The organism is Kribbella flavida DSM 17836 (genome assembly GCF_000024345.1).
Classification (GTDB): domain Bacteria; phylum Actinomycetota; class Actinomycetes; order Propionibacteriales; family Kribbellaceae; genus Kribbella; species Kribbella flavida.
The window spans coordinates 3,273,435-3,291,888 of record NC_013729.1 but is presented as its reverse complement, the minus strand read 5'-3'; the positions used below and the strand labels follow the sequence as shown (position 1 = coordinate 3,291,888).

The window sequence follows — 18,454 nt, the reverse complement described above, 5'->3', positions numbered from 1 at the left end:
GAGTGGTGTTGGGTGAGGCAGCACGCAACCCCGACGCCGGGCGACAGCACGGCGTTCGAATCAAAGGATGGGCGGGAGCAGGCACCGTGCGAGCGAAGGCGCCCGCGTGGGTAGACCACCCGCACCAAGGGAAAAGCCCCGGTCTCCCCCACACGAGAAGGACCGGGGCTTCGCCGTACGTGGTCAGTCCTCGCCGAGGTACGCCTTGCGTACGTCGTCGTTGACCAGCAGTTCGCGCCCAGTGCCCTGGACCACGATCTTGCCGACCTCGAGCACGTACCCGAAGTCGGCCCGCTTCAGCGCCGCCTGGGCGTTCTGCTCGACCAGCAGGATCGTCGTGCCCTGCCGCTGGAGCTCGGTGACGGTCGTCATGATGCGCTTCATCATGATCGGCGACAGCCCCATCGACGGCTCGTCCAGCATCAGTAGCTTGGGCCGGCTCATCATCGCCCGCCCCATCGCCAGCATCTGCTGCTCACCGCCGGAGAACGTGCCGGCCGGCTGCTTGCGCCGCTCCCCCAGGATCGGGAACAGCGCGTACGCCGCGTCGAGGTCCTTGCGGATCCCGCCGTGGTCGTTGCGGGTGAACGCACCCAGCAGCAGGTTCTCCTCCACCGACAGCCGGGGGAAGATCCGCCGGCCCTCCGGCGAGTGCGCCAGCCCGATCGTGACGATGTCGTGGGCCGGCATCTGGTCGATCCGCTGGCCCTGGAACAGGATCTCGCCGTGGGTCGGCCGGAGCAGGCCCGAGATCGTGCGCAGCGTCGTCGTCTTGCCGGCGCCGTTCGTACCGATCAGCGTGACGACCTGGCCCTGCTCGACCGAGAAGCTGATCCGCTTGACCGCCACGATCTTGCCGTAGGCGACCTCCAGGTCCTTGACCTCGAGCATGGCGGTCATGCGTTCCCCTCCCGCTCGCTGACGGTGGTGTCCTGGACGTGCGCCTCGTCCGGGTCCACTTCGTCGTCGTCCTCGCCGGTGCCGATGTAGGCCTCGATCACCCGCGGGTCCGACTGCACCTCACCCGGGCTGCCCTCGATCAGCGCCTCGCCGCGGACCAGGCAGAGCACCCGGTCGCACAGGTTGAAGATGAAGCGCATGTCGTGCTCGATCACGACGACCGACAGGCCCGAGTCCCGGATCTTGAAGATCAGGTCGCTGGCCTGCTTGGTCTCCTGCGGGTTCATGCCGGCCGTCGGCTCGTCCAGCAGGATGAGCTTCGGGTCGGTGGCCAGCGCGCGGGCGATCTCCAGCCGCCGCTGGTCGCCGTACGGCATGTTCCGGGCCAGGTTCTCCGCCGACTTGCCCAGACCGACGAACTCCAGGAGTTCCTGCGCCCGGGCCCGCGTCGCAGCTTCCTCGCGACGGAACTTGGGGCCGCGCAGCACCGAGGTGAGGGCGCCGGACGAGGTCCGGCAGTACCGGCCCACCATCACGTTCTCCAGCGCCGTCATGTTGGCGAACAGCCGGATGTTCTGGAACGTCCGGGCCATCCCGGCCCGGACCACGGCCCGCGGCTTGGGCGGCAACGGCTGCAGTGAACCGGCGGGCTGCTTGAGCTCCACCGCGCCGGACTCGGTCGTCGGCCCGCCGTTCTTCGTCGCGCGCCGGGACCCGTTCGGCGTGACCTTCGGAGCGCTGGCGAAGCGCACCTGCCCACTGGTGGGCTTGTAGAGCCCGGTCAGGCAGTTGAAGAAGGTCGTCTTGCCGGCGCCGTTCGGGCCGATCAGACCGACGATCTCGCCCTCGCGAACGGTCAGGTTCACATCGTTGACGGCCAGCAGACCACCGAACCGCATGGTGACGCCGGTCGCCTCCAGCACCGGTGCACCCACGGCTGGGGCCGACCGGTCCGTCGTGTCGGTGACGGTCATTTCGCCTCCTCGACCAGTTCGCTCTCGATGGCCACCGCGAGCTCCTCGTCCTCTTCGTGGAACTCCAGCTGCCGGCGCCTGCTGGCGACCAGGCCCTCGGGCCGGAACCGCATCATCAGCACCAGCAGCAGACCGAAGAGCAGCAGCCGGTACTCCGAGAAGAACCGCAGCTTCTCCGGCAGCAGCTTCAGGATCGTCGCGCCCAGCAGGACGCCGGCGATGGTACCCATGCCGCCCAGCACGATCGCCGCGAGCAGGAACGCCGACTCGAGGAAGATGTACTGGTCGGGACTGACGGCAACGTCCTGGTGGGCCTTGATCGTGCCGGCCAGACCGGCCAGGAACGCGCCGATCGCGAAGGCCAGCAGCTTGAGGCCGAAGACGTTCACGCCCATCGCCTCGGCGGCCTTCTCGTCCTCCCGGATCGCGATCCAGCCCCGCCCGATCCGGCTGTCGTTCAGCCGGGCGAAGACCAGGATGACGAAGGCGATCAGGATCAGCAGCAGGAAGTAGTAGTTCGCGAACCGGCCCAGCTCCAGCCCGAGCACCGTGTGCTCGTCGCCGAAGTTGAAGCCGCCGACCTGCAGCTCCGGGATGCCGGGGATGCCGTTCGGGCCGTTGGTCAGCAGCGGACCGTTGATGCCGTCGAGGTTCAGCATCGCCAGCCGGAAGATCTCACCGAAGCCCAGCGTCACGATGGCCAGGTAGTCACCGGAGACCCGCAGCGTCGGCGAGCCGATGATGAGGCCCAGCGTGGCGGCCACGCAGGCACCGATCAGCACCACGGCCAGGAACGGCGGGTGCCAGTCGATCGTCGCGAACGCCGACTCCGACAGCATCGCGGCGACGTACGCGCCGGAGCCGAGGAAGGCGATGTAACCGAGGTCCAGCAGGCCGGCCAGGCCGACCACGATGTTCAGGCCCATCGCGGTGGCCGCGAAGATCAGCACCTGGGTCGCGATCGACATGTTCGCGTCCGACCCGTTCTGGGTGAACGGGAAGAAGAACGCCACCGCGAACGCGGCCAGCGTCAGTACCTTCTTGTGCCGCTGCCCGACGTGGCCGAACCAGCTCATCGCGCCGGTCCGGAACATCACCGCGATCACGCCGGCGATGAAGGTCAGGCAGAGCACGAACGACCACGCGTCGGTCAGACCGAGCGCGAACGCCGCACCGAAGAGAACCGCCGCCATCAGCAGCGCGATCGAGAGGATCTCGAACCAGCTGGGCAGCTTGGCCCGGCTGAGGTCGTGCAGCTGCCGCAACGGCAGCAGCCGCGAGCTGACCAGCACCAGCACGGCGCCGACCAGGCTGACGTAGCCGCCGGGGTTGACATTGATCAGGCCGTCGGACTCGAGCGTGATCGCGACCAGCACCAGCACCATGTAGACGGTGAGCATGATGCCGAGTGCCCGCAGACCGAGGGTGGCGTCCAGCCACTTGCCGAGCCGGCCGGCCAACGGGCCCTTCTCGGTCAGCAGCAGGACCAGCGCGAGCACCGCGAGGATGATCGCGAGGATCTGCAGCGAACCCGGGTAGAAGTTGATCGACAGGTCGCCGAGGATCGAGCTGTCGTAGCTCCAGGACAGGAACGATCCGACGATCACCAGCGCGACACCGGCCAGGCCGAGCGGCCAGGCGGGCGGCTTGGTGGCCGGCGGCGTTGTTTGGGCGACGCTCATGCGCGGTCCACCACCCTTGCTCCGAGAAGACCCTGCGGCCGGAAGACCAGCACCAGGATCAGGATCACGAAGGCCCAGACGTCCTTCCAGGACCCACCACCGAACTGGCCCGGCACGTACTGCGTGGCCATCGCCTCGACGACGCCGAGCACCAGACCACCCACGACCGCGCCCTGGATGTTGCCGATTCCACCGAGCACGGCGGCGGTGAACGCCTTCAGACCGGCCAGGAAGCCCATCCGGAACTCGATGTTGTTGTTCTGCAGGCCCTGGGAGATGCCGGCGACCGCGGCCAGCGCCGCGCCGAGCGCGAACGCGACCACGATGATCCGGTCGACGTTGACACCCATCAGCCGCGCCGTGTCAGGGTCCTGCGAGACGGCTTGCATGCCGCGGCCGAGCCGGGTGCGGTTGATGAAGTACCACAGCAGCGCCGAGCAGATCGCCAGCGCCACGATCGTGAAGATCGCGGACCGCTGGATGGTCACCCCACCGATCTGAAGCGCGGTGCCGCTGACCACCTCGAGCTGAGGGAAGGGGATCCGCAGCTTCGCGCTGGGCCACTCGACGGTGGCGAGCAGCTCCTTGAAGATCAGCCAGAACAGCTCCATCGCGACGACGGTGGCCAGCGCGGTCGCGGCCAAGGGCCGCAGCAGCGCGGCTGCCCGCTCCGCCCCACCGGTCAGCCGGGCGACGAGGAAGCCGACCGCGGTGCCGAGGACCAAGCCGCCCACGACGACCCCCGCGGTGGCCACGAAGGACAGGTCCCGCTCCACCAGCCGCACGCCGATCCAGACCAGCAGTGCGACCGCTGCCGCCGCGATCAGCGGCGACCGGTCGGTCCACTTGGTGATCGGGTTGTGCAGCGGAACGGTCGTCATCCGCGCGCCGACGAGGTAGGCGGCGAACAGCACGAGCGCCGCCGCCACCGGCACGGTCCACCCCGGGCGTTCGTAGAACAGCCGGATGAACTCCTGCAGGAAGACGGAGATGCCGATCGCGGTGATCAGCGGTGCGAGTCGTGGCGCGTTCCGCAGGGGACGGTACGCGACACGTTCCATCAGCACCGCGGTGCCCACCGAGGCGACCATGGCACCGACGATCATGACCGGCAGGATCCACACGCTGGTCTGACCGTCGAAGAACAGCAAGTACGTCGTCAGCGCGCCGAACGCGCCGATCATGAAGACCTCGCCATGGGCGAAGTTGATGAGCTGCACGATGCCGTAGACGACGGTGTACCCGACCGCGATCAGGGCGTACAGCGATCCGAGAGTCAGTCCGTTCACGAGCTGCTGAAGGAACTGGTCCACGTCGACCTCCCAACTACCTTCGGTTTCCGGCATGCCACGGGGGCGGGACGGATCACGTCCCACCCCCGGGTCATGAGGTCGACTACTTGGTCTCGAAGTCCTTGGTCTCCACGGTCGCCCACTTGCCGGCGTCGACCTTGTAGACGGTCAGGACCTTGGAGGTGGTGTCGCCGTACTGGTCGAAGGCCACCTTGCCGGTCACGCCGTCGAAGGAAACCTTGCCCAGGGCCTCGACCGTCGCCGCACGGGCCGACTCGACGTCGTTGGCGTCCTTCAGCGAGGTCTTCAGTGCGTTGATGATCGCGTTGGCCGCGTCGTAGGAGTAGCCGCCGTACGCCGCGTACGGCTCGGCGAACTTCTCCGCGTTGTAGTCCTCGACGAACTTCTTGGCCGACGCCAGCGAGTCGACCGGCGCGCCGACCGAGGTGGCCAGGTCACCGGGGGCGGTCTTGCCGGCCAGCTGGACGTACTTCGGGTCGAAGATGCCGTCGCCACCCATCAGCGGGACGTTCAGGCCGGCGGCCTTCATCTGCTGCGAGAGCGGGCCGGCCTGCGGGTACTCGCCGCCGTAGTACACGGCCTGCGGGGCCGACGGCTTGACCGCGGAGACCACGGCCTGGAAGTTCGCGTCGTCCGGGTTGATGGTCTCGGCCGCGACGACCTGACCGCCCAGCTTCTTGAACTCCTCGGTGAAGGTGCCGACCAGGCCCTGACCGTAGGCCTTCTTGTCGTGGATCGTGGCGACCTTGGTGATCTTGGCCGTCTCGTAGAGGTAGCGAGCGGCGAACGGACCCTGGACCGCGTCGGTGGTGCAGGTGCGGAAGTACGTCGGGTACGGCCGCTTCGGGTCCTTCTGCCAGTTCGCGCCCTGGGTCAGGCCCGGGCCGGTGTTGGCCGGCGAGACCTGGACGATGTTCTTCGGCGCGAGCACCGGCTGGACCTGCTGGCTGACGCTGGTGTTCAGCGTGCCGACGACGCCGATGACGTCCTTGTCGGAGCTGAGCGCGGTGGCGGCGTTCTTGCCGACGTCCGGCTTGGCCTCGTCGTCCTTGGCGGCGACCTCGAGCTTCCAGCCCGGGATGGCGTTGGAGTCGTTGGCCTGCTTCACGGCCAGCTCGACCGAGTGCTGGATACCCAGACCAAGTGCCGACAAGTCTCCGGACAGCGGCGCGATCACGCCGATCTTGGCTGTCTTGGTCGCTTCGCCGGAGCCCCCGCCACCGTTGTCGTCGCTGCGTGAACCGCAGGCAGTCAGGGCCAACGACGCAACGATCAGCGACGCGCCGACCCGTACTACGGAACGCTGGTGCACTGTTCCTCCCATGTCTGGATAGTCCGGCGAATCCCCGGACCCCCGCGATTGCCGCGAGCACCCGCAGGTTAGACCCAGCTAGAGGGTTCAAGCGAACGTGACCCAGCGTGTGTTGTGAGGTCGTTACCGCTGTAAGCATCGTCCTGATCCGTTGTCACTGGCTTTACCGGGATTGGTCACTTTTTGTAACCATTCCGCCTACCCACAGCCACGGCTTCCGCTGCTCGCCAGCAGGCCGAATCCGGTTGTACGCCACACAGTGTGACGACCGTCTCAGTAGGTGGGCAGGGCACATTCCGGCACGCCAAAACAACTGGCGAAACCGGCTGGGTCATGGCATGAGCCGGCCGCCGCAAGCGTTTTCCGGTGCGGTGGGGGCGGCGGCATCCGCGGTGAACGGGCAGAAGCGCGGCGGCGCCCGGGCGACGGCAGCGCGGTACGTGCGGGACGCCCGGCGGGAGCGGCGGGTGGGGCGCGGGACGCCGGACCACCCGGCGCCGGACGTCAGACCAACCGGGCGCCGGCCGCGGAAGCGTTAGGTGCGGAGTGGGGCTGTGGGTTAGGAGCCGGCCTCGTCGACGACGAGTTCGGCGACCTGGCGCATCGAGACGCGCTTGTCCATCGCGGTCTTCTGGATCCAGCGGAACGAGTCCGGCTCGGACAGCCCGAACTTCGTCTGCAGCACCGACTTGGCCCGATCCACCAGCTTGCGGGTCTCCAGGCGCTCGGCGAGATCGGCGACCTCGCGCTCCAGTTCCGCCAGTTCGACGTACCGGCTGGCGGCGATCTCGATCGCGGGCAGCAGGTCGGTCTTGGAGAACGGCTTCACCAGGTACGCCATCGCGCCGGCGTCCCGCGCCCGCTCGACCAGCTCCCGCTGCGAGAACGCGGTCAGCATCAGCACCGGCGCGATCCGCTCCCCCGCGATCTTCTCGGCGGCGCTCAACCCGTCCAGCTTCGGCATCTTCACGTCCAGGATCACTAGATCCGGCCGAAGCTCGACCGCCAGCCGGATCGCCTCCTCACCGTCCCCCGCCTGCCCGACGACGTCGTACCCCTCCTCGGCCAGCATCTCGGCCAGATCCATCCGGATCAAAGCCTCGTCCTCGGCGATCACCACACGCTTAGCAGTCACACCCGACACCTTATCGACCCCACCATCAGCTCTTCGGCCCGACAAACCCGTCAAGCGCCACAACTCCTTCGCGCCGGCTCACGGCCACCACGTTCACCCGGGGCTGGCGCCAGGGAATGCCGAGCTGATCCAGCGCGTCGGTCAAGATCCCACGGATGTCGGCCGACTCGTTGGAGAACATGTAGCGGATGTAGTCGTAGCGCTTCCGACCGCCGTCCCTCGTCGGCCGCGTTGCCCAGTTGACGAACCGCGAGCCGTCCGAATGGAACAGGCCCCGCACAAGGTGCCGCGGCTCCGCCCGAACGATCTCCTGCTGCCACGGGACGAGCTCGATCTCGCGCAGATGTTTGCGGCCCGGCCCGTGCTGCGGGAACACGCAGGGCCAGTGCTTCCACCGCGCTTCGATCCGCACGGCCGTCGAACCGCCGCGCAGACACGGACTGGCCGTCGGCTTCACCTTCCGGATCGTCGCGGCGATCTCCTGGTTCAGCTCGGGGTACTTCTGGTCGTTCGCGATCTGCAGCGTGTAGACGCCACGCCTGGCCGCGGCGATGTGCCCGTCGCCCAAGTACCACCCCAGCAGCAACGCGTACGCCGCCTGGTCCAGCTCGGCGCCGTCGCACCGCGGACACGGCGTCGGCCGAAACCCCTGCCCTCGCGGCAGACCCCGCCGCTGGTACTGCCGACGCCACCGCCGTACGGTCTTGACCGCCACCCCGTGGATCTCGGCGTTGACCCGATCGAGCACTCCCTCGTCGGACATCCGCAACGCCGAGTCCACCGTCTCCTGCGACCGGAAATGCACCATGCCCCATGGTCCCGACCGGAACCGACAGTTTCGGGTGCCGGCGGTTGCGGCCGTGCGTCCGGCGATAGGCTAAGATCTGGCGAGCCAGCCCTGGTACTCCAATTGGCAGAGAGCGCGGATTCAAAACCCGTTCAGTGTGGGTTCGAGTCCCACCCAGGGCACCTGATACCCCCGGAACTGTCGGTTCCGGCTGACAGACTTCCTGCATGTACGACGCCGGTACGCGGCGCCTGGCGCTGGATGCATTGGGCTCGGGTGAGAGCCTCAGCTCGGTGAGCCGTCGGTTGGGGATGAGCCGGTCGGCGCTGCGCGGGTGGCGGGAGGGTCCTGAGCCGGCAGTCGATCCGACTGCCTGTCCGCGGTGCACGGCGAGCTCGCTGGCAAAGGCGCCCTACGCGCGACTGCTCGGCCTCTATCTCGGCGACGGGTGCGTTTCCGCGCAGGCCAAAGGCGTCCACGCGCTGCGGATCAGCTGTGACGACAGCTATCCGGACCTGATCGCAGAGGTGCGAGCGACCATCGCCGCCGTCTACTCAGCCAGGCCGGTTCATCGCGTTGCGGCGCCCGGTTGCACCCAGGTCGTCTCGTACTGGAAGCACTGGCCGTGCCTGTTTCCTCAGCACGGTCCTGGGCGCAAGCACCTGCGCCGGATCGAGCTGGACGGCTGGCAACGGGAGATCGTTGCCGACCACCCCGAAGATTTCGTCCGCGGGCTCTTTATGTCCGACGGCTGCCGGGTGGCGAACTGGGCGACCCGGCGTACGGGTGACCAGGTACGGCGGTACGAGTACACGCGCTACCTGTTCGCGAACGAGTCCGCCGACATCATGCGCCTGTGCCAGTGGGCCCTCGACCTGCTCGGCGTCGCCTGGCGGATGCCGCGGCGCAACGCTCTGTCGGTCGCCCGCCGGGACGCCGTCGCCGTACTCGACCGGATCGTCGGCACGAAGGCGTGACGACGCGGCCGGTCACCGGACCGGCCGCGTCAACCACGGATCAGACTCGCTGCTACTGCCGGTACGCCGGGGCGATGCCGGCGATGGCGTCGCCCATGCGGTGGACGCGGAGGGCGTTGGTGGAGCCGGGGATGCTGGGTGGGCTGCCGGCGACGATGACGACCAGGTCGCCCTTCTGGAGCTTGCCGAGCTCGAGCAGGCGCTGGTCGACCTGGCGGACCATGTCGTCGGTGTGGTCGACGGTGGGGACGATGTGCGTCTCGATACCCCACACGACGCTCAGCCAGGCGCTCACCGACGGGACCGGGGTGAACGCGAGCACCGGGATCTCGGTGCGGTAGCGGGCCAGCCGGAGCGCGGTGTCGCCGGACTGGGTGAAGGCGACCAGGTACTTCGCCTCCATCCGCTCGGCGACGTCGGCCGCGGCGCGGGCGATGACGCCGGCCTTGGTGCGCGGCTCCCAGTCGATCTCCTTGACCCGGCTGAGGCCGTGCTCCTCGGTCGACTCCACGATCCGGGCCATCGTCTTGACGGTCTCGATCGGGAACCGGCCGACGCTGGTCTCTCCGGACAGCATCACCGCGTCGGCGCCGTCGAGCACCGCGTTGGCGACGTCGGAGGCCTCGGCGCGGGTCGGCCGCGGCGCGGAGATCATCGACTCCAGCATCTGGGTGGCGACGATCACCGGCTTCGCGTTCAGCCGGGCCTGGTCGATGATCAGCTTCTGGACCAGCGGGACCTCCTCCAGCGGGAGCTCCACGCCGAGGTCGCCGCGGGCGACCATGAAGCCGTCGAAGGCCTCGATGATCTCGTCCAGGTTCGCGACCGCCTGCGGCTTCTCGATCTTGGCGACCACCGGGACCCGGTGACCCTCCTCATCCATGATCTTGTGCACGATCTGGATGTCGGAGGCCCGCTGGACGAACGACATCGCGATCATGTCGGCCGGCAGGTGCAGGGCCCAGCGCAGGTCCTCCACGTCCTTCTCCGACATCGCCGGCACGCTCACCGTGGCACCGGGCAGGTTGATGCCCTTGTTGTTCGACACCGGCCCACCGACGGTGACCCGGCAGATCACGTCGGTCTCGGTCACCTCCTCGGCGACCAGCGCGATGCGGCCGTCGTCGATGAGCAGCGGATCACCGGGTCTGACGTCGCCGGGCAGCCCGTCGTACGTCGTACCGCAGACGGTCACGTCACCGGGCACCTCCCGGGTGGTGATGGTGAAGCGCTCGCCGTAGGTCAGCGTGACCTTGCCTTCGGCGAACTCCGCCAGCCGGATCTTCGGGCCTTGCAGGTCGACCAGGATCCCGACGTTCTTGCCGGTCTCGGCCGCTGCGGTCCGGATTCGCTGGTAGATGCGCTCATGCTCGGCGTGGGCGCCGTGGCTGAGATTCAGCCGAGCGACGTCCATACCTGCTTGGACGAGTTCCAGGATGCGCTCGGGGGCGGCCGTAGCCGGGCCGAGCGTACAAACGATCTTTGCGCGACGCACGTCACAAAACCCTACTCCTACAAGACCACTGGCGTGCTGGTCCGCCCCCGTTACTGGACGGTTAACACCTCGTGACGAGTGCCGCCGGAGCCTGCCGCGGCAGCGAAAAGCTCAACTGGGCAACGGCCGGTAGGTGCCGACGGTGACCTCGCCGGTGAGCTCGGCGGTGACGGTCTGCAGCCCGGCCGGACGGCCCTCGCTGTAGGTGATCAGCGTGACGACGCCCGGCCGGCGCAAGGTGTACCCGAGCGCGAACGCGTACGCCGCTCCCCCGGTCGTCCCGTTCGTGTACGTCGTGACCGGCCGTCCCTCGACGGTTCTGGTGTCGGGCCCGACCTGCCGGTGCAGGTGCCCGGACAGCAGCAGCGACGCGCAGCCGCGGTTCGCGGTGTCCTGGTACGACGAGGGGTCGTGCACCAGCATCGTCGAGATCGGCTCGTCCTCGGACTGCGCGCAGGCGACGTCGGCCAGCCGGGCGGACTGCTCGGCGGTGGTCTCGTCGCCGGGCGTGTCGGCGCTGCCGAGCCCGGTCCGGGTCGGGTCGCTGTCGCCGAGGAAGCGGATCCCCTCGACCTCGACCGGTTCGCCGTCCAGCACGGTGAACTTGTTGCGCCGCATCGCCTCCTCGACGAAGCCGCCGGAGTCGTGGTTGCCGGCCACCGCGACGACCTTCAGGTCCCGGAAGTGCTGGGCCAGCGAGTTGATGCTGAACGCCTCCCAGGACTGCCCCGACGAGGTGTCGTCGCCGGCGTCGATCAGCACCTTCGCGCCGGCCACCTTGGCGACCTCGGCGGCGAACGGGTCCATCCCGATGTTGTCGTGCCGGTCCGACACCAGCAGCGCCACGGTCTCGCCCTCACCGGCCGCGCGGATCCGCCCGCCGACCCGGCTGACCCGGTCGCGCAGCTGGCCGTAGAAGTCGGTGGACCGCTCGTACGTCTCGACGGCGGTCCGGATCACGCCGATGCCGCCGGTGGTGCTGAACCCGGTGGCGACCTCGACGTTCTTCAGCCGGTCGTCGAACGTCAGCTCCGGCAGCAGGTCGCCCAGCGGCCGCCACTCGGTCGGCGGCGCCTGCGCCTGCCGCATCTGGCCCGGCCCGATCACCGACGCGACCGTGATCAGCAGAGCGACCAGGACGACGACCGCGCGGTGCTGCACCCTGCGCTCGGCGGAGTGCAGCAGCACGAACAACTCGCGGCGCCGGCGCGGACCGACCATCGCCCACAACGTCGCGACCAGGACCGCGGCCAGCAGCCCCGACCCGGCACCCGCGACGGCGTTGTCGACGGCCATCTCCTGGACCACCTCGCGGATCCGGGCGATCTCACCGTCGGGCTGCGACGCGATCAGCGCGTCCCGGGTGAGCAGGTCGCTCAGGTTGTCCGCGTCGGTCTCCTGGACGTCGAGGTTGACGCCCAGATCGACCGGCAGGTTCGCGTCCAGCCGCAGCCGCGGCAGCACCGCGCCGAGGTCGAGCGTGACGTGACCGTCGAAGGTCGGCGACACCTGGGCCGCGTGCGCGCCGATGGTGACCCGCTCGGAGTCGTTGGCGAACGACAGCAGGCCGACGACCAGCGACACGGCGAACCAGAGCGCGACCAGTCCGGCCCACGGCGCGACCCGGCGGAGGCGCTGACGAGTGAGGAGACGTCGAGGCACGGTGACCAACCTAGGGGCCCGCGGCAAACCCTCGCTGCACCGGGCGCGGCGTTTCCGCAAACCCCACCCGGCGGGCGGGAGCCGGCCGCGACCCGGTCGCCGGGTCGGGCCGGTCCCGCCTTGCGCGGGTCAGACCACCAGCGGCCGGGCCGTCGGTGGGATCGGGGTGGGCAAGGTCGACGAGCCGGTCAGGAACGCGTCCACGCCGTTCGCGCAGGAGCGGCCCTCGGCGATCGCCCAGACGATCAGCGACTGGCCGCGGCCGGCGTCGCCGCAGGCGAAAACGCCCTCGACCGAGGTCTGGTACGCCTTGTCCCGCTTGACGTTGCCGCGCTCGTCGAGCTCCACACCGAGCTGCTCGAGGAAGCCTTCCTTCTCCGGCCCGAGGAAGCCCATCGCCAGCAGCACCAGCTGCGCCGGGATGGTCCGCTCGGTACCCTCGATCGGCGTGAACCGGCCGTCCACGAGTTCGACCTCGACCAGGTTGAGGCCGGCCACGTGCCCGTTCTCGTCGGCGACGAAGTTGTTCGTCGACACCGAGTAGACCCGCTCACCGCCCTCCTCGTGCGCCGAGGCGACCCGGTAGATCATCGGGTACGTCGGCCAGGGCTGTCCGGCCGGCCGCTCGTCGGACGGGCGCGGCATGATCTCCAGCTGGGTGACGCTGCGCGCGCCCTGACGGTGCGCGGTGCCGAGGCAGTCGGCGCCGGTGTCACCGCCACCGATGATCACCACGTCCTTGTCGGTGGCAACGATCTGGTTCTCGACCGTCTCCCCCAGCGCGACCCGGTTGGCCTGCGGCAGGTACTCCATCGCCTGGTGGATGCCGGCGAACTCGCGCCCCGGCACCGGCAGGTCCCGGGCCGCGGTGGCGCCGGTGGCGATCACCACGGCGTCGTACCGCTGCTGGAGCTGAGTCCCGGTGACGTCCACGCCGACGTTCACACCGGAGCGGAAGACCGTGCCCTCCTCCTTCATCTGCTGGATCCGGCGCTCGACCTGCACCTTCTCCATCTTGAACTCCGGGATGCCGAAGCGCAGCAGACCACCCGGCGCCGACGCCCGCTCGTACACGGCCACGGTGTGACCGGCGCGGGTCAGCTGTTGGGCGACGGCCAGGCCGGCCGGGCCGGAGCCGACCACCGCGATCGTCTTGCCGGTCAGCCACTCCGGCGGCTGGGGCCGGACGTCACCGGACTCCCAGGCCTTGTCGATGATCGCGACCTCGACGTTCTTGATCGTCACCGGCTCCTGATTGATGCCCAGCACGCAGGCCGGCTCGCAGGGCGCCGGGCAGAGCCGGCCGGTGAACTCCGGGAAGTTGTTGGTCGCGTGCAGCCGCTCGATCGCCCCGGTCCAGTCGTCGCGCCAGACCAGGTCGTTCCACTCCGGGATCAGGTTGCCCAGCGGGCAGCCGGAGTGGCAGAACGGGATACCGCAGTCCATGCAGCGGCCGGCCTGCTTGGTGATGATCGGCAGCAGCGCCTTGCCCGGTCCACCGGGGTAGACCTCGTTCCAGTCCTGCACCCGTTCGGCCACCGGCCGCCGCTCGGCGACCTCGCGCGGAGTGGTCAGGAATCCCTTCGGGTCAGCCATCAGATGGCCTCCATCATCGCTCGCGTGGTGGCGTCCTCGTCCAGCCCGTCGCGCTCGGCGGCCGCCTTGGCCGCCAGCACCCGGGCGTAGTCGCGGGGCATCACCGTGGTGAACCTGGTTTCGGCGGCGGCCCAGTCGGCGAGCAGCTTGGCCGCCCGCTCCGAGCCGGTCTCCTCGTGGTGACGCCGGACCAGGTCCTGCAACAGGTCGGACTCCTCGCCGGTGAGCGGGAGCAGGTCCACCAGCTCCGGGTTCACCAGCGCGGGGTCCAGGTCGAGCACGTGGGCCACGCCGCCCGACATGCCCGCCGCGAAGTTCCGGCCGACGGCGCCGATCACCACGACGCGACCACCGGTCATGTACTCGCAGGCGTGGTCGCCGACCGCCTCGACCACGGCGGTGGCGCCGGAGTTGCGCACACAGAACCGTTGCCCCGCGCCACCGTTGATGAACAGCTCGCCGGACGTCGCGCCGTACGCGATCACGTTGCCGGCGATGATCTGGTCGGCCGCGTCGAACCGCGCGTTGCGGTCCGGGCGGATCACCACCCGGCCGCCGGACAGGCCCTTGCCGACGTAGTCGTTGGCGTCGCCCTCGAGCCGCAGCGTCACGCCGCGGGGCACGAACGCGGCGAACGAGTTGCCGGCCGACCCGGTGAAGGTCAGGTCGACGGTGCCGTCGGGCAGCCCGGCCGCGCGGTACTTCTTGGTGATCTCGTGGCCGAGCATGGTGCCGACGGTCCGGTTCACGTTCCGGATCGGCAGCTGGGCCCGGACCGGCTCGCCGTTCTCGATGGCCGGCGCGCAGATCCGGATCAGCTCGTTGTCGAGCGCCTTGTCCAGCCCGTGGTCCTGCAGCACCGTCTGGTGCCGCGCGGCACCCTCGGGCAGCGCGGGCACGTGCAGGATCGGCGACAGGTCGAGGCCGTCGGCCTTCCAGTGGTCGACCGCGCGCTGGATGTCCAGCACGTCGGCGTGGCCGATCGCCTCGTCCAGCGAGCGGAAGCCGAGCTCGGCCAGGTACTCGCGGACCTCCTCGGCGATGAACTCGAAGAAGTTCACCACGAACTCCGGCTTGCCGGCGTACCGCTCGCGCAGGACCGGGTTCTGGGTCGCGACGCCGACCGGGCAGGTGTCCAGGTGGCAGACCCGCATCATGATGCAGCCCGAGACCACCAGCGGCGCGGTGGCGAAACCGTACTCCTCGGCGCCGAGCAACGCCGCGACGACGACGTCCCGGCCGGTCTTCAGCTGGCCGTCGGTCTGCACGACGATCCGGTCGCGCAGGCCGTTCAGCAGCAGGGTCTGCTGGGTCTCGGCCAGCCCGAGCTCCCACGGACCGCCCGCGTGCTTGAGCGAGGTCAGCGGTGCCGCGCCGGTCCCGCCGTCGTGGCCGGAGATCAGGACGACGTCCGCGTGCGCCTTGCTGACGCCGGCGGCGATCGTGCCGACCCCGACCTCGGAGACCAGCTTGACGTGGATCCGGGCCGACGGGTTGGCGTTCTTCAGGTCGTGGATCAGCTGGGCCAGATCCTCGATCGAGTAGATGTCGTGGTGCGGCGGCGGCGAGATCAGGCCGACGCCGGGCGTCGAGTGCCGGGTGCTGGCCACCCACGGGTAGACCTTGTGCCCGGGCAGCTGACCACCCTCGCCGGGCTTGGCCCCCTGCGCCATCTTGATCTGGATGTCGTCGGAGTTGGTCAGGTACTCCGCGGTGACGCCGAACCGGCCGGACGCGACCTGCTTGATCGAGCTGCGCCGCGCCGGATCGTGCAGCCGGTCGGAGTTCTCGCCGCCCTCACCGGTGTTCGACTTGCCGCCGAGCCGGTTCATCGCGACCGCGAGCGTCTCGTGCGCCTCGGCGCTGATCGAGCCGTAGCTCATCGCGCCGGTGCTGAACCGCTTGACGATCTCGCTGACCGGCTCGACCTCGTCGACGCTGATCGGCTGCCGGTCGGACCTGAAGGCGAACAGGCCGCGCAGCGTCATCAGCTGCTCGGACTGCTGGTCGACGCGCTGCGTGTACTGCTTGAAGATGTCGTAGCGCCCGGTCCGGGTGGAGTGCTGCAGCCGGAACACCGTCTCGGGGTCGAACAGGTGCGGCTCGCCCTCACGGCGCCACTGGTACTCGCCGCCGACCTCCAGCTTGCGGTGCGCCGGCAGAATGCCGTCGGCCGGGTAGGCCCGCAGGTGCCGCTGCCGGACCTCCTCGGCGATGACGTCCAGGCCGACGCCCCCGAGCTTGCTCGACGTACCGGTGAAGTAGGTGTCCACCAGGTCCGCCGACAGGCCGGTCGCCTCGAAGATCTGCGCGCCCGTGTACGACGCGACCGTGCTGACGCCCATCTTGGACATCACCTTCAGCACGCCCTTGCCGAGCGACTTCACCACGTTGCGCACGGCCTGCTCGGGCTCGATGCCGGGCAGGTAGGTGCCGCGCCGGGCCAGGTCCTCGGCCGACTCCAGCGCCAGGTACGGGTTGATGCAGGCCGCGCCGTAGCCCATCAGCAGCGCGACGTGGTGCACCTCGCGGACGTCGCCGGCCTCGATCACCAGACCGACCTGGGTGCGGGTCTTCTCCCGGACCAGGTGGTGGTGCACCGCCGACGTCAGCAGCAGCGACGGGATCGGCGCGTGCTCGGCGTTGGAGTGCCGGTCGGACAGCACCAGGATGCGGGCCCCCTCGGCGATCGCCGCGGACGCCTCGGCGCAGATCGCGTCCAGCCGGTCCTTCAGCGCCTGGCCGCCGCCCGCGACGTCGTACACGCCGCGCAGCACGGTGGTCGCCAGGCCCGGCATGTCGCCGTCCAGGTTGATGTGCCGCAGCTTGGCCAGCTCGTCGTTGGTGATCACCGGGAACGGCAGCACCACCTGACGGCAGGACGCCGGGCTCGGGTTCAGCAGGTTCGACTCCGGGCCGAGCGAGGACGAGAGCGAGGTCACCAGCTCCTCGCGGATCGCGTCCAGCGGCGGGTTCGTCACCTGGGCGAACAGCTGGGCGAAGTAGTCGAACAGCAGCCGCGGCCGGTCGCTCAGGACGGCGATCGGCGTGTCGGTGCCCATCGAGCCGATCGGCTCCGCGCCGGTCTTCGCCATCGGGGTGAGCAGCAGCCGCAGCTCCTCCTCGGTGTAGCCGAAGACCTGCTGACGGCGGGTGACCGAGGCATGGCTGTGCACGACGTGCTCGCGCTCCTGCAGGTCCTCGAACCGGATCAGGCCGGCGTGCAGCCACTCGTCGTACGGGTGCTCCTCGGCGAGCGCGGTCTTCACCTCGGAGTCGGTGATGATCCGGTGCTGCTCGACGTCGACCAGGAAGATCCGGCCCGGCTCGAGCCGGCCCTTCTGGGTGACGGTGGCCGGGTCGATGTCCAGCACACCGGCCTCGGAGGCCAGCACGACCAGGCCGTCCTCGGTGACCCAGTACCGCGACGGGCGCAGGCCGTTGCGGTCGAGCACCGCACCGACCTTGGTGCCGTCGGAGAAGACCACCGACGCCGGTCCGTCCCAGGGCTCCATCAGGGTGGAGTGGAACTCGTAGAACGCGCGGCGCTTGGGGTCCATCGTGGTGGCGTTCTCCCACGCCTCCGGGATCATCATCAGCATCGCGTGCGGCAGCGACCGGCCGCCCAGGTGCAGCAGTTCCAGCACCTCGTCGAACGACGCGGAGTCGGACGCGCCCGGCGTACAGATCGGGTACAGCTGCTCCAGGTCGCCCGGGATCAGGTCGCTGGCCAGCAGCGCTTCGCGAGCGCGCATCCAGTTCCGGTTGCCCTGCACGGTGTTGATCTCGCCGTTGTGGGCGATGTACCGGTACGGGTGGGCCAGCGGCCAGGACGGGAACGTGTTGGTGGAGAACCGGCTGTGCACGACACCGATCGCCGAGGCGAGGTCGGGGTCGGTCAGCTCGGGGAAGAACTTGTCCAGCTGGTCGGTGGTCAGCATGCCCTTGTAGGTGACGGTCCGGCCGGACAGCGACGGGAAGTACGTCGCGGTCTCCCGCTCGGCCCGCTTGCGCAGCCGGAACGCCATCCGCTCCAGGGCCAGGCCCAGCACGCGGCCGGTCTTCGCCGCGACGAACAGCTGGCGGAACACCGGCATCACCGAGCGCGCCGTGGCGCCGAGCAGGTCGGGCGTGGTCGGCACGTCGCGCCAGCCCAGGACCGTCAGGTTCTCCTCGTCGGCCAGCTCCTCGATCCGGGCAACCGCCTTGGCGGCGTCGTCCGGGTCCTGCGGCAGGAACGCGATCCCGGTCGCGTACGCACGCGCAACCGGCAGCTCGAAGTCGCACACCTTGCGGTAGAACGCGTCCGGTACCTGGATCAGGATGCCGGCGCCGTCACCGGAGTCGGGCTCGGCGCCGGAGGCACCGCGGTGCTCGAGGTTGCGCAGGGCGGTCAAAGCCTTCGCCACGATGTCATGGCTCGGTTCACCGGTCAGGGTGGCGACGAAGGCAACACCGCACGCGTCGTGCTCGTGCTGCCCGTCGTACAGACCCTCAGCGGGCCTCTGCCGGTTCAAGATGGGGGGGCGACCAAACATCCAGGGGCTCCCGTCGTCCTACGGTCAACTACTGGCCGCGGGACAACACTGGCCCAAGCCGGGAGTCCCGAGACTACCTCATG

At 69.4% G+C, this 18,454-nt stretch carries 12 protein-coding genes and 1 tRNA gene; 2 read left to right on the top strand and 11 right to left on the bottom strand.

Annotation, left to right across the window (positions count from 1 at the left end; translation table 11 throughout):
• Positions 1-183: 183 nt before the first annotated feature.
• From KFLA_RS15285 to KFLA_RS15255, 7 genes are all read right to left on the bottom strand, one after another.
• Positions 184-900, bottom strand: a complete 717-nt coding sequence (locus tag KFLA_RS15285) for an ABC transporter ATP-binding protein (RefSeq protein ID WP_012920705.1) — start codon at positions 898-900, stop codon at positions 184-186.
• On the bottom strand, positions 897-1,874 hold the full coding sequence (locus KFLA_RS15280; protein ID WP_012920704.1) for an ABC transporter ATP-binding protein: 978 nt from the start codon (positions 1,872-1,874) through the stop codon (positions 897-899). Before KFLA_RS15280 ends, KFLA_RS15285 begins: the two co-directional genes overlap by 4 nt.
• Positions 1,871-3,556, bottom strand: coding sequence for a branched-chain amino acid ABC transporter permease (locus tag KFLA_RS15275; RefSeq protein WP_012920703.1), 1,686 nt, complete (start codon positions 3,554-3,556; stop codon positions 1,871-1,873). Before KFLA_RS15275 ends, KFLA_RS15280 begins: the two co-directional genes overlap by 4 nt.
• Complete coding sequence (locus KFLA_RS36685; protein ID WP_012920702.1) at positions 3,553-4,869, bottom strand: branched-chain amino acid ABC transporter permease; 1,317 nt, start codon at positions 4,867-4,869, stop codon at positions 3,553-3,555. The genes KFLA_RS15275 and KFLA_RS36685 overlap by 4 nt, the downstream gene beginning before the upstream one ends.
• 82 nt (positions 4,870-4,951) lie before the next feature.
• Complete coding sequence (locus KFLA_RS15265; protein ID WP_237706812.1) at positions 4,952-6,193, bottom strand: branched-chain amino acid ABC transporter substrate-binding protein; 1,242 nt, start codon at positions 6,191-6,193, stop codon at positions 4,952-4,954.
• Positions 6,194-6,740: 547 nt separating this feature from the next.
• Positions 6,741-7,325 carry an ANTAR domain-containing response regulator gene (locus tag KFLA_RS15260; RefSeq protein WP_012920700.1) on the bottom strand — a complete coding sequence of 195 codons (585 nt, stop codon included), beginning with the start codon at positions 7,323-7,325 and terminating at the stop codon, positions 6,741-6,743.
• 16 nt (positions 7,326-7,341) lie between these two features.
• Entirely contained in the window at positions 7,342-8,124 is a 783-nt protein-coding gene (locus KFLA_RS15255) for a hypothetical protein (protein WP_012920699.1), read from the bottom strand.
• Positions 8,125-8,211: 87 nt separating this feature from the next.
• Between KFLA_RS15255 and KFLA_RS15250 the strand changes: the two genes are divergently transcribed.
• Positions 8,212-8,285, top strand: a tRNA-Leu gene (locus KFLA_RS15250).
• Between the two features lie 45 nt (positions 8,286-8,330).
• Positions 8,331-9,080: a hypothetical protein gene (locus KFLA_RS15245; RefSeq protein ID WP_012920698.1), complete on the top strand. Its 750-nt coding sequence runs from the start codon at positions 8,331-8,333 to the stop codon at positions 9,078-9,080.
• 52 nt (positions 9,081-9,132) lie between these two features.
• On the opposite strand, the gene pyk is transcribed toward KFLA_RS15245, so the two are convergent.
• From pyk to gltB, 4 genes are all read right to left on the bottom strand, one after another.
• Positions 9,133-10,575: a pyruvate kinase gene (gene pyk, locus KFLA_RS15240; RefSeq protein ID WP_012920697.1), complete on the bottom strand. Its 1,443-nt coding sequence runs from the start codon at positions 10,573-10,575 to the stop codon at positions 9,133-9,135.
• Between the two features lie 111 nt (positions 10,576-10,686).
• Positions 10,687-12,237, bottom strand: a complete 1,551-nt coding sequence (locus KFLA_RS15235) for a metallophosphoesterase family protein (protein ID WP_012920696.1) — start codon at positions 12,235-12,237, stop codon at positions 10,687-10,689.
• Between the two features lie 129 nt (positions 12,238-12,366).
• Complete coding sequence (locus tag KFLA_RS15230; protein WP_012920695.1) at positions 12,367-13,833, bottom strand: glutamate synthase subunit beta; 1,467 nt, start codon at positions 13,831-13,833, stop codon at positions 12,367-12,369.
• Positions 13,833-18,371, bottom strand: coding sequence for a glutamate synthase large subunit (gltB, locus tag KFLA_RS15225; RefSeq protein WP_012920694.1), 4,539 nt, complete (start codon positions 18,369-18,371; stop codon positions 13,833-13,835). The genes KFLA_RS15230 and gltB overlap by 1 nt, the downstream gene beginning before the upstream one ends.
• Between the last annotated feature and the right edge of the window lie 83 nt (positions 18,372-18,454).

What these genes read in the sequence shown, in the direction of transcription:
- KFLA_RS15285 (WP_012920705.1), bottom strand. Translation starts at nt 900, where the DNA reads ATGACCGCCATGCTCGAGGTCAAGGACCTGGAGGTCGCCTACGGCAAG.
- KFLA_RS15280 (WP_012920704.1), bottom strand. Translation starts at nt 1,874, where the DNA reads ATGACCGTCACCGACACGACGGACCGGTCGGCCCCAGCCGTGGGTGCA.
- KFLA_RS15275 (WP_012920703.1), bottom strand. Translation starts at nt 3,556, where the DNA reads ATGAGCGTCGCCCAAACAACGCCGCCGGCCACCAAGCCGCCCGCCTGG.
- KFLA_RS15265 (WP_237706812.1), bottom strand. Translation starts at nt 6,193, where the DNA reads ATGGGAGGAACAGTGCACCAGCGTTCCGTAGTACGGGTCGGCGCGTCG.
- KFLA_RS15255 (WP_012920699.1), bottom strand. Translation starts at nt 8,124, where the DNA reads ATGGTGCATTTCCGGTCGCAGGAGACGGTGGACTCGGCGTTGCGGATG.
- KFLA_RS15245 (WP_012920698.1), top strand. Translation starts at nt 8,331, where the DNA reads ATGTACGACGCCGGTACGCGGCGCCTGGCGCTGGATGCATTGGGCTCG.
- KFLA_RS15230 (WP_012920695.1), bottom strand. Translation starts at nt 13,833, where the DNA reads ATGGCTGACCCGAAGGGATTCCTGACCACTCCGCGCGAGGTCGCCGAG.
- gltB (WP_012920694.1), bottom strand. Translation starts at nt 18,371, where the DNA reads ATGTTTGGTCGCCCCCCCATCTTGAACCGGCAGAGGCCCGCTGAGGGT.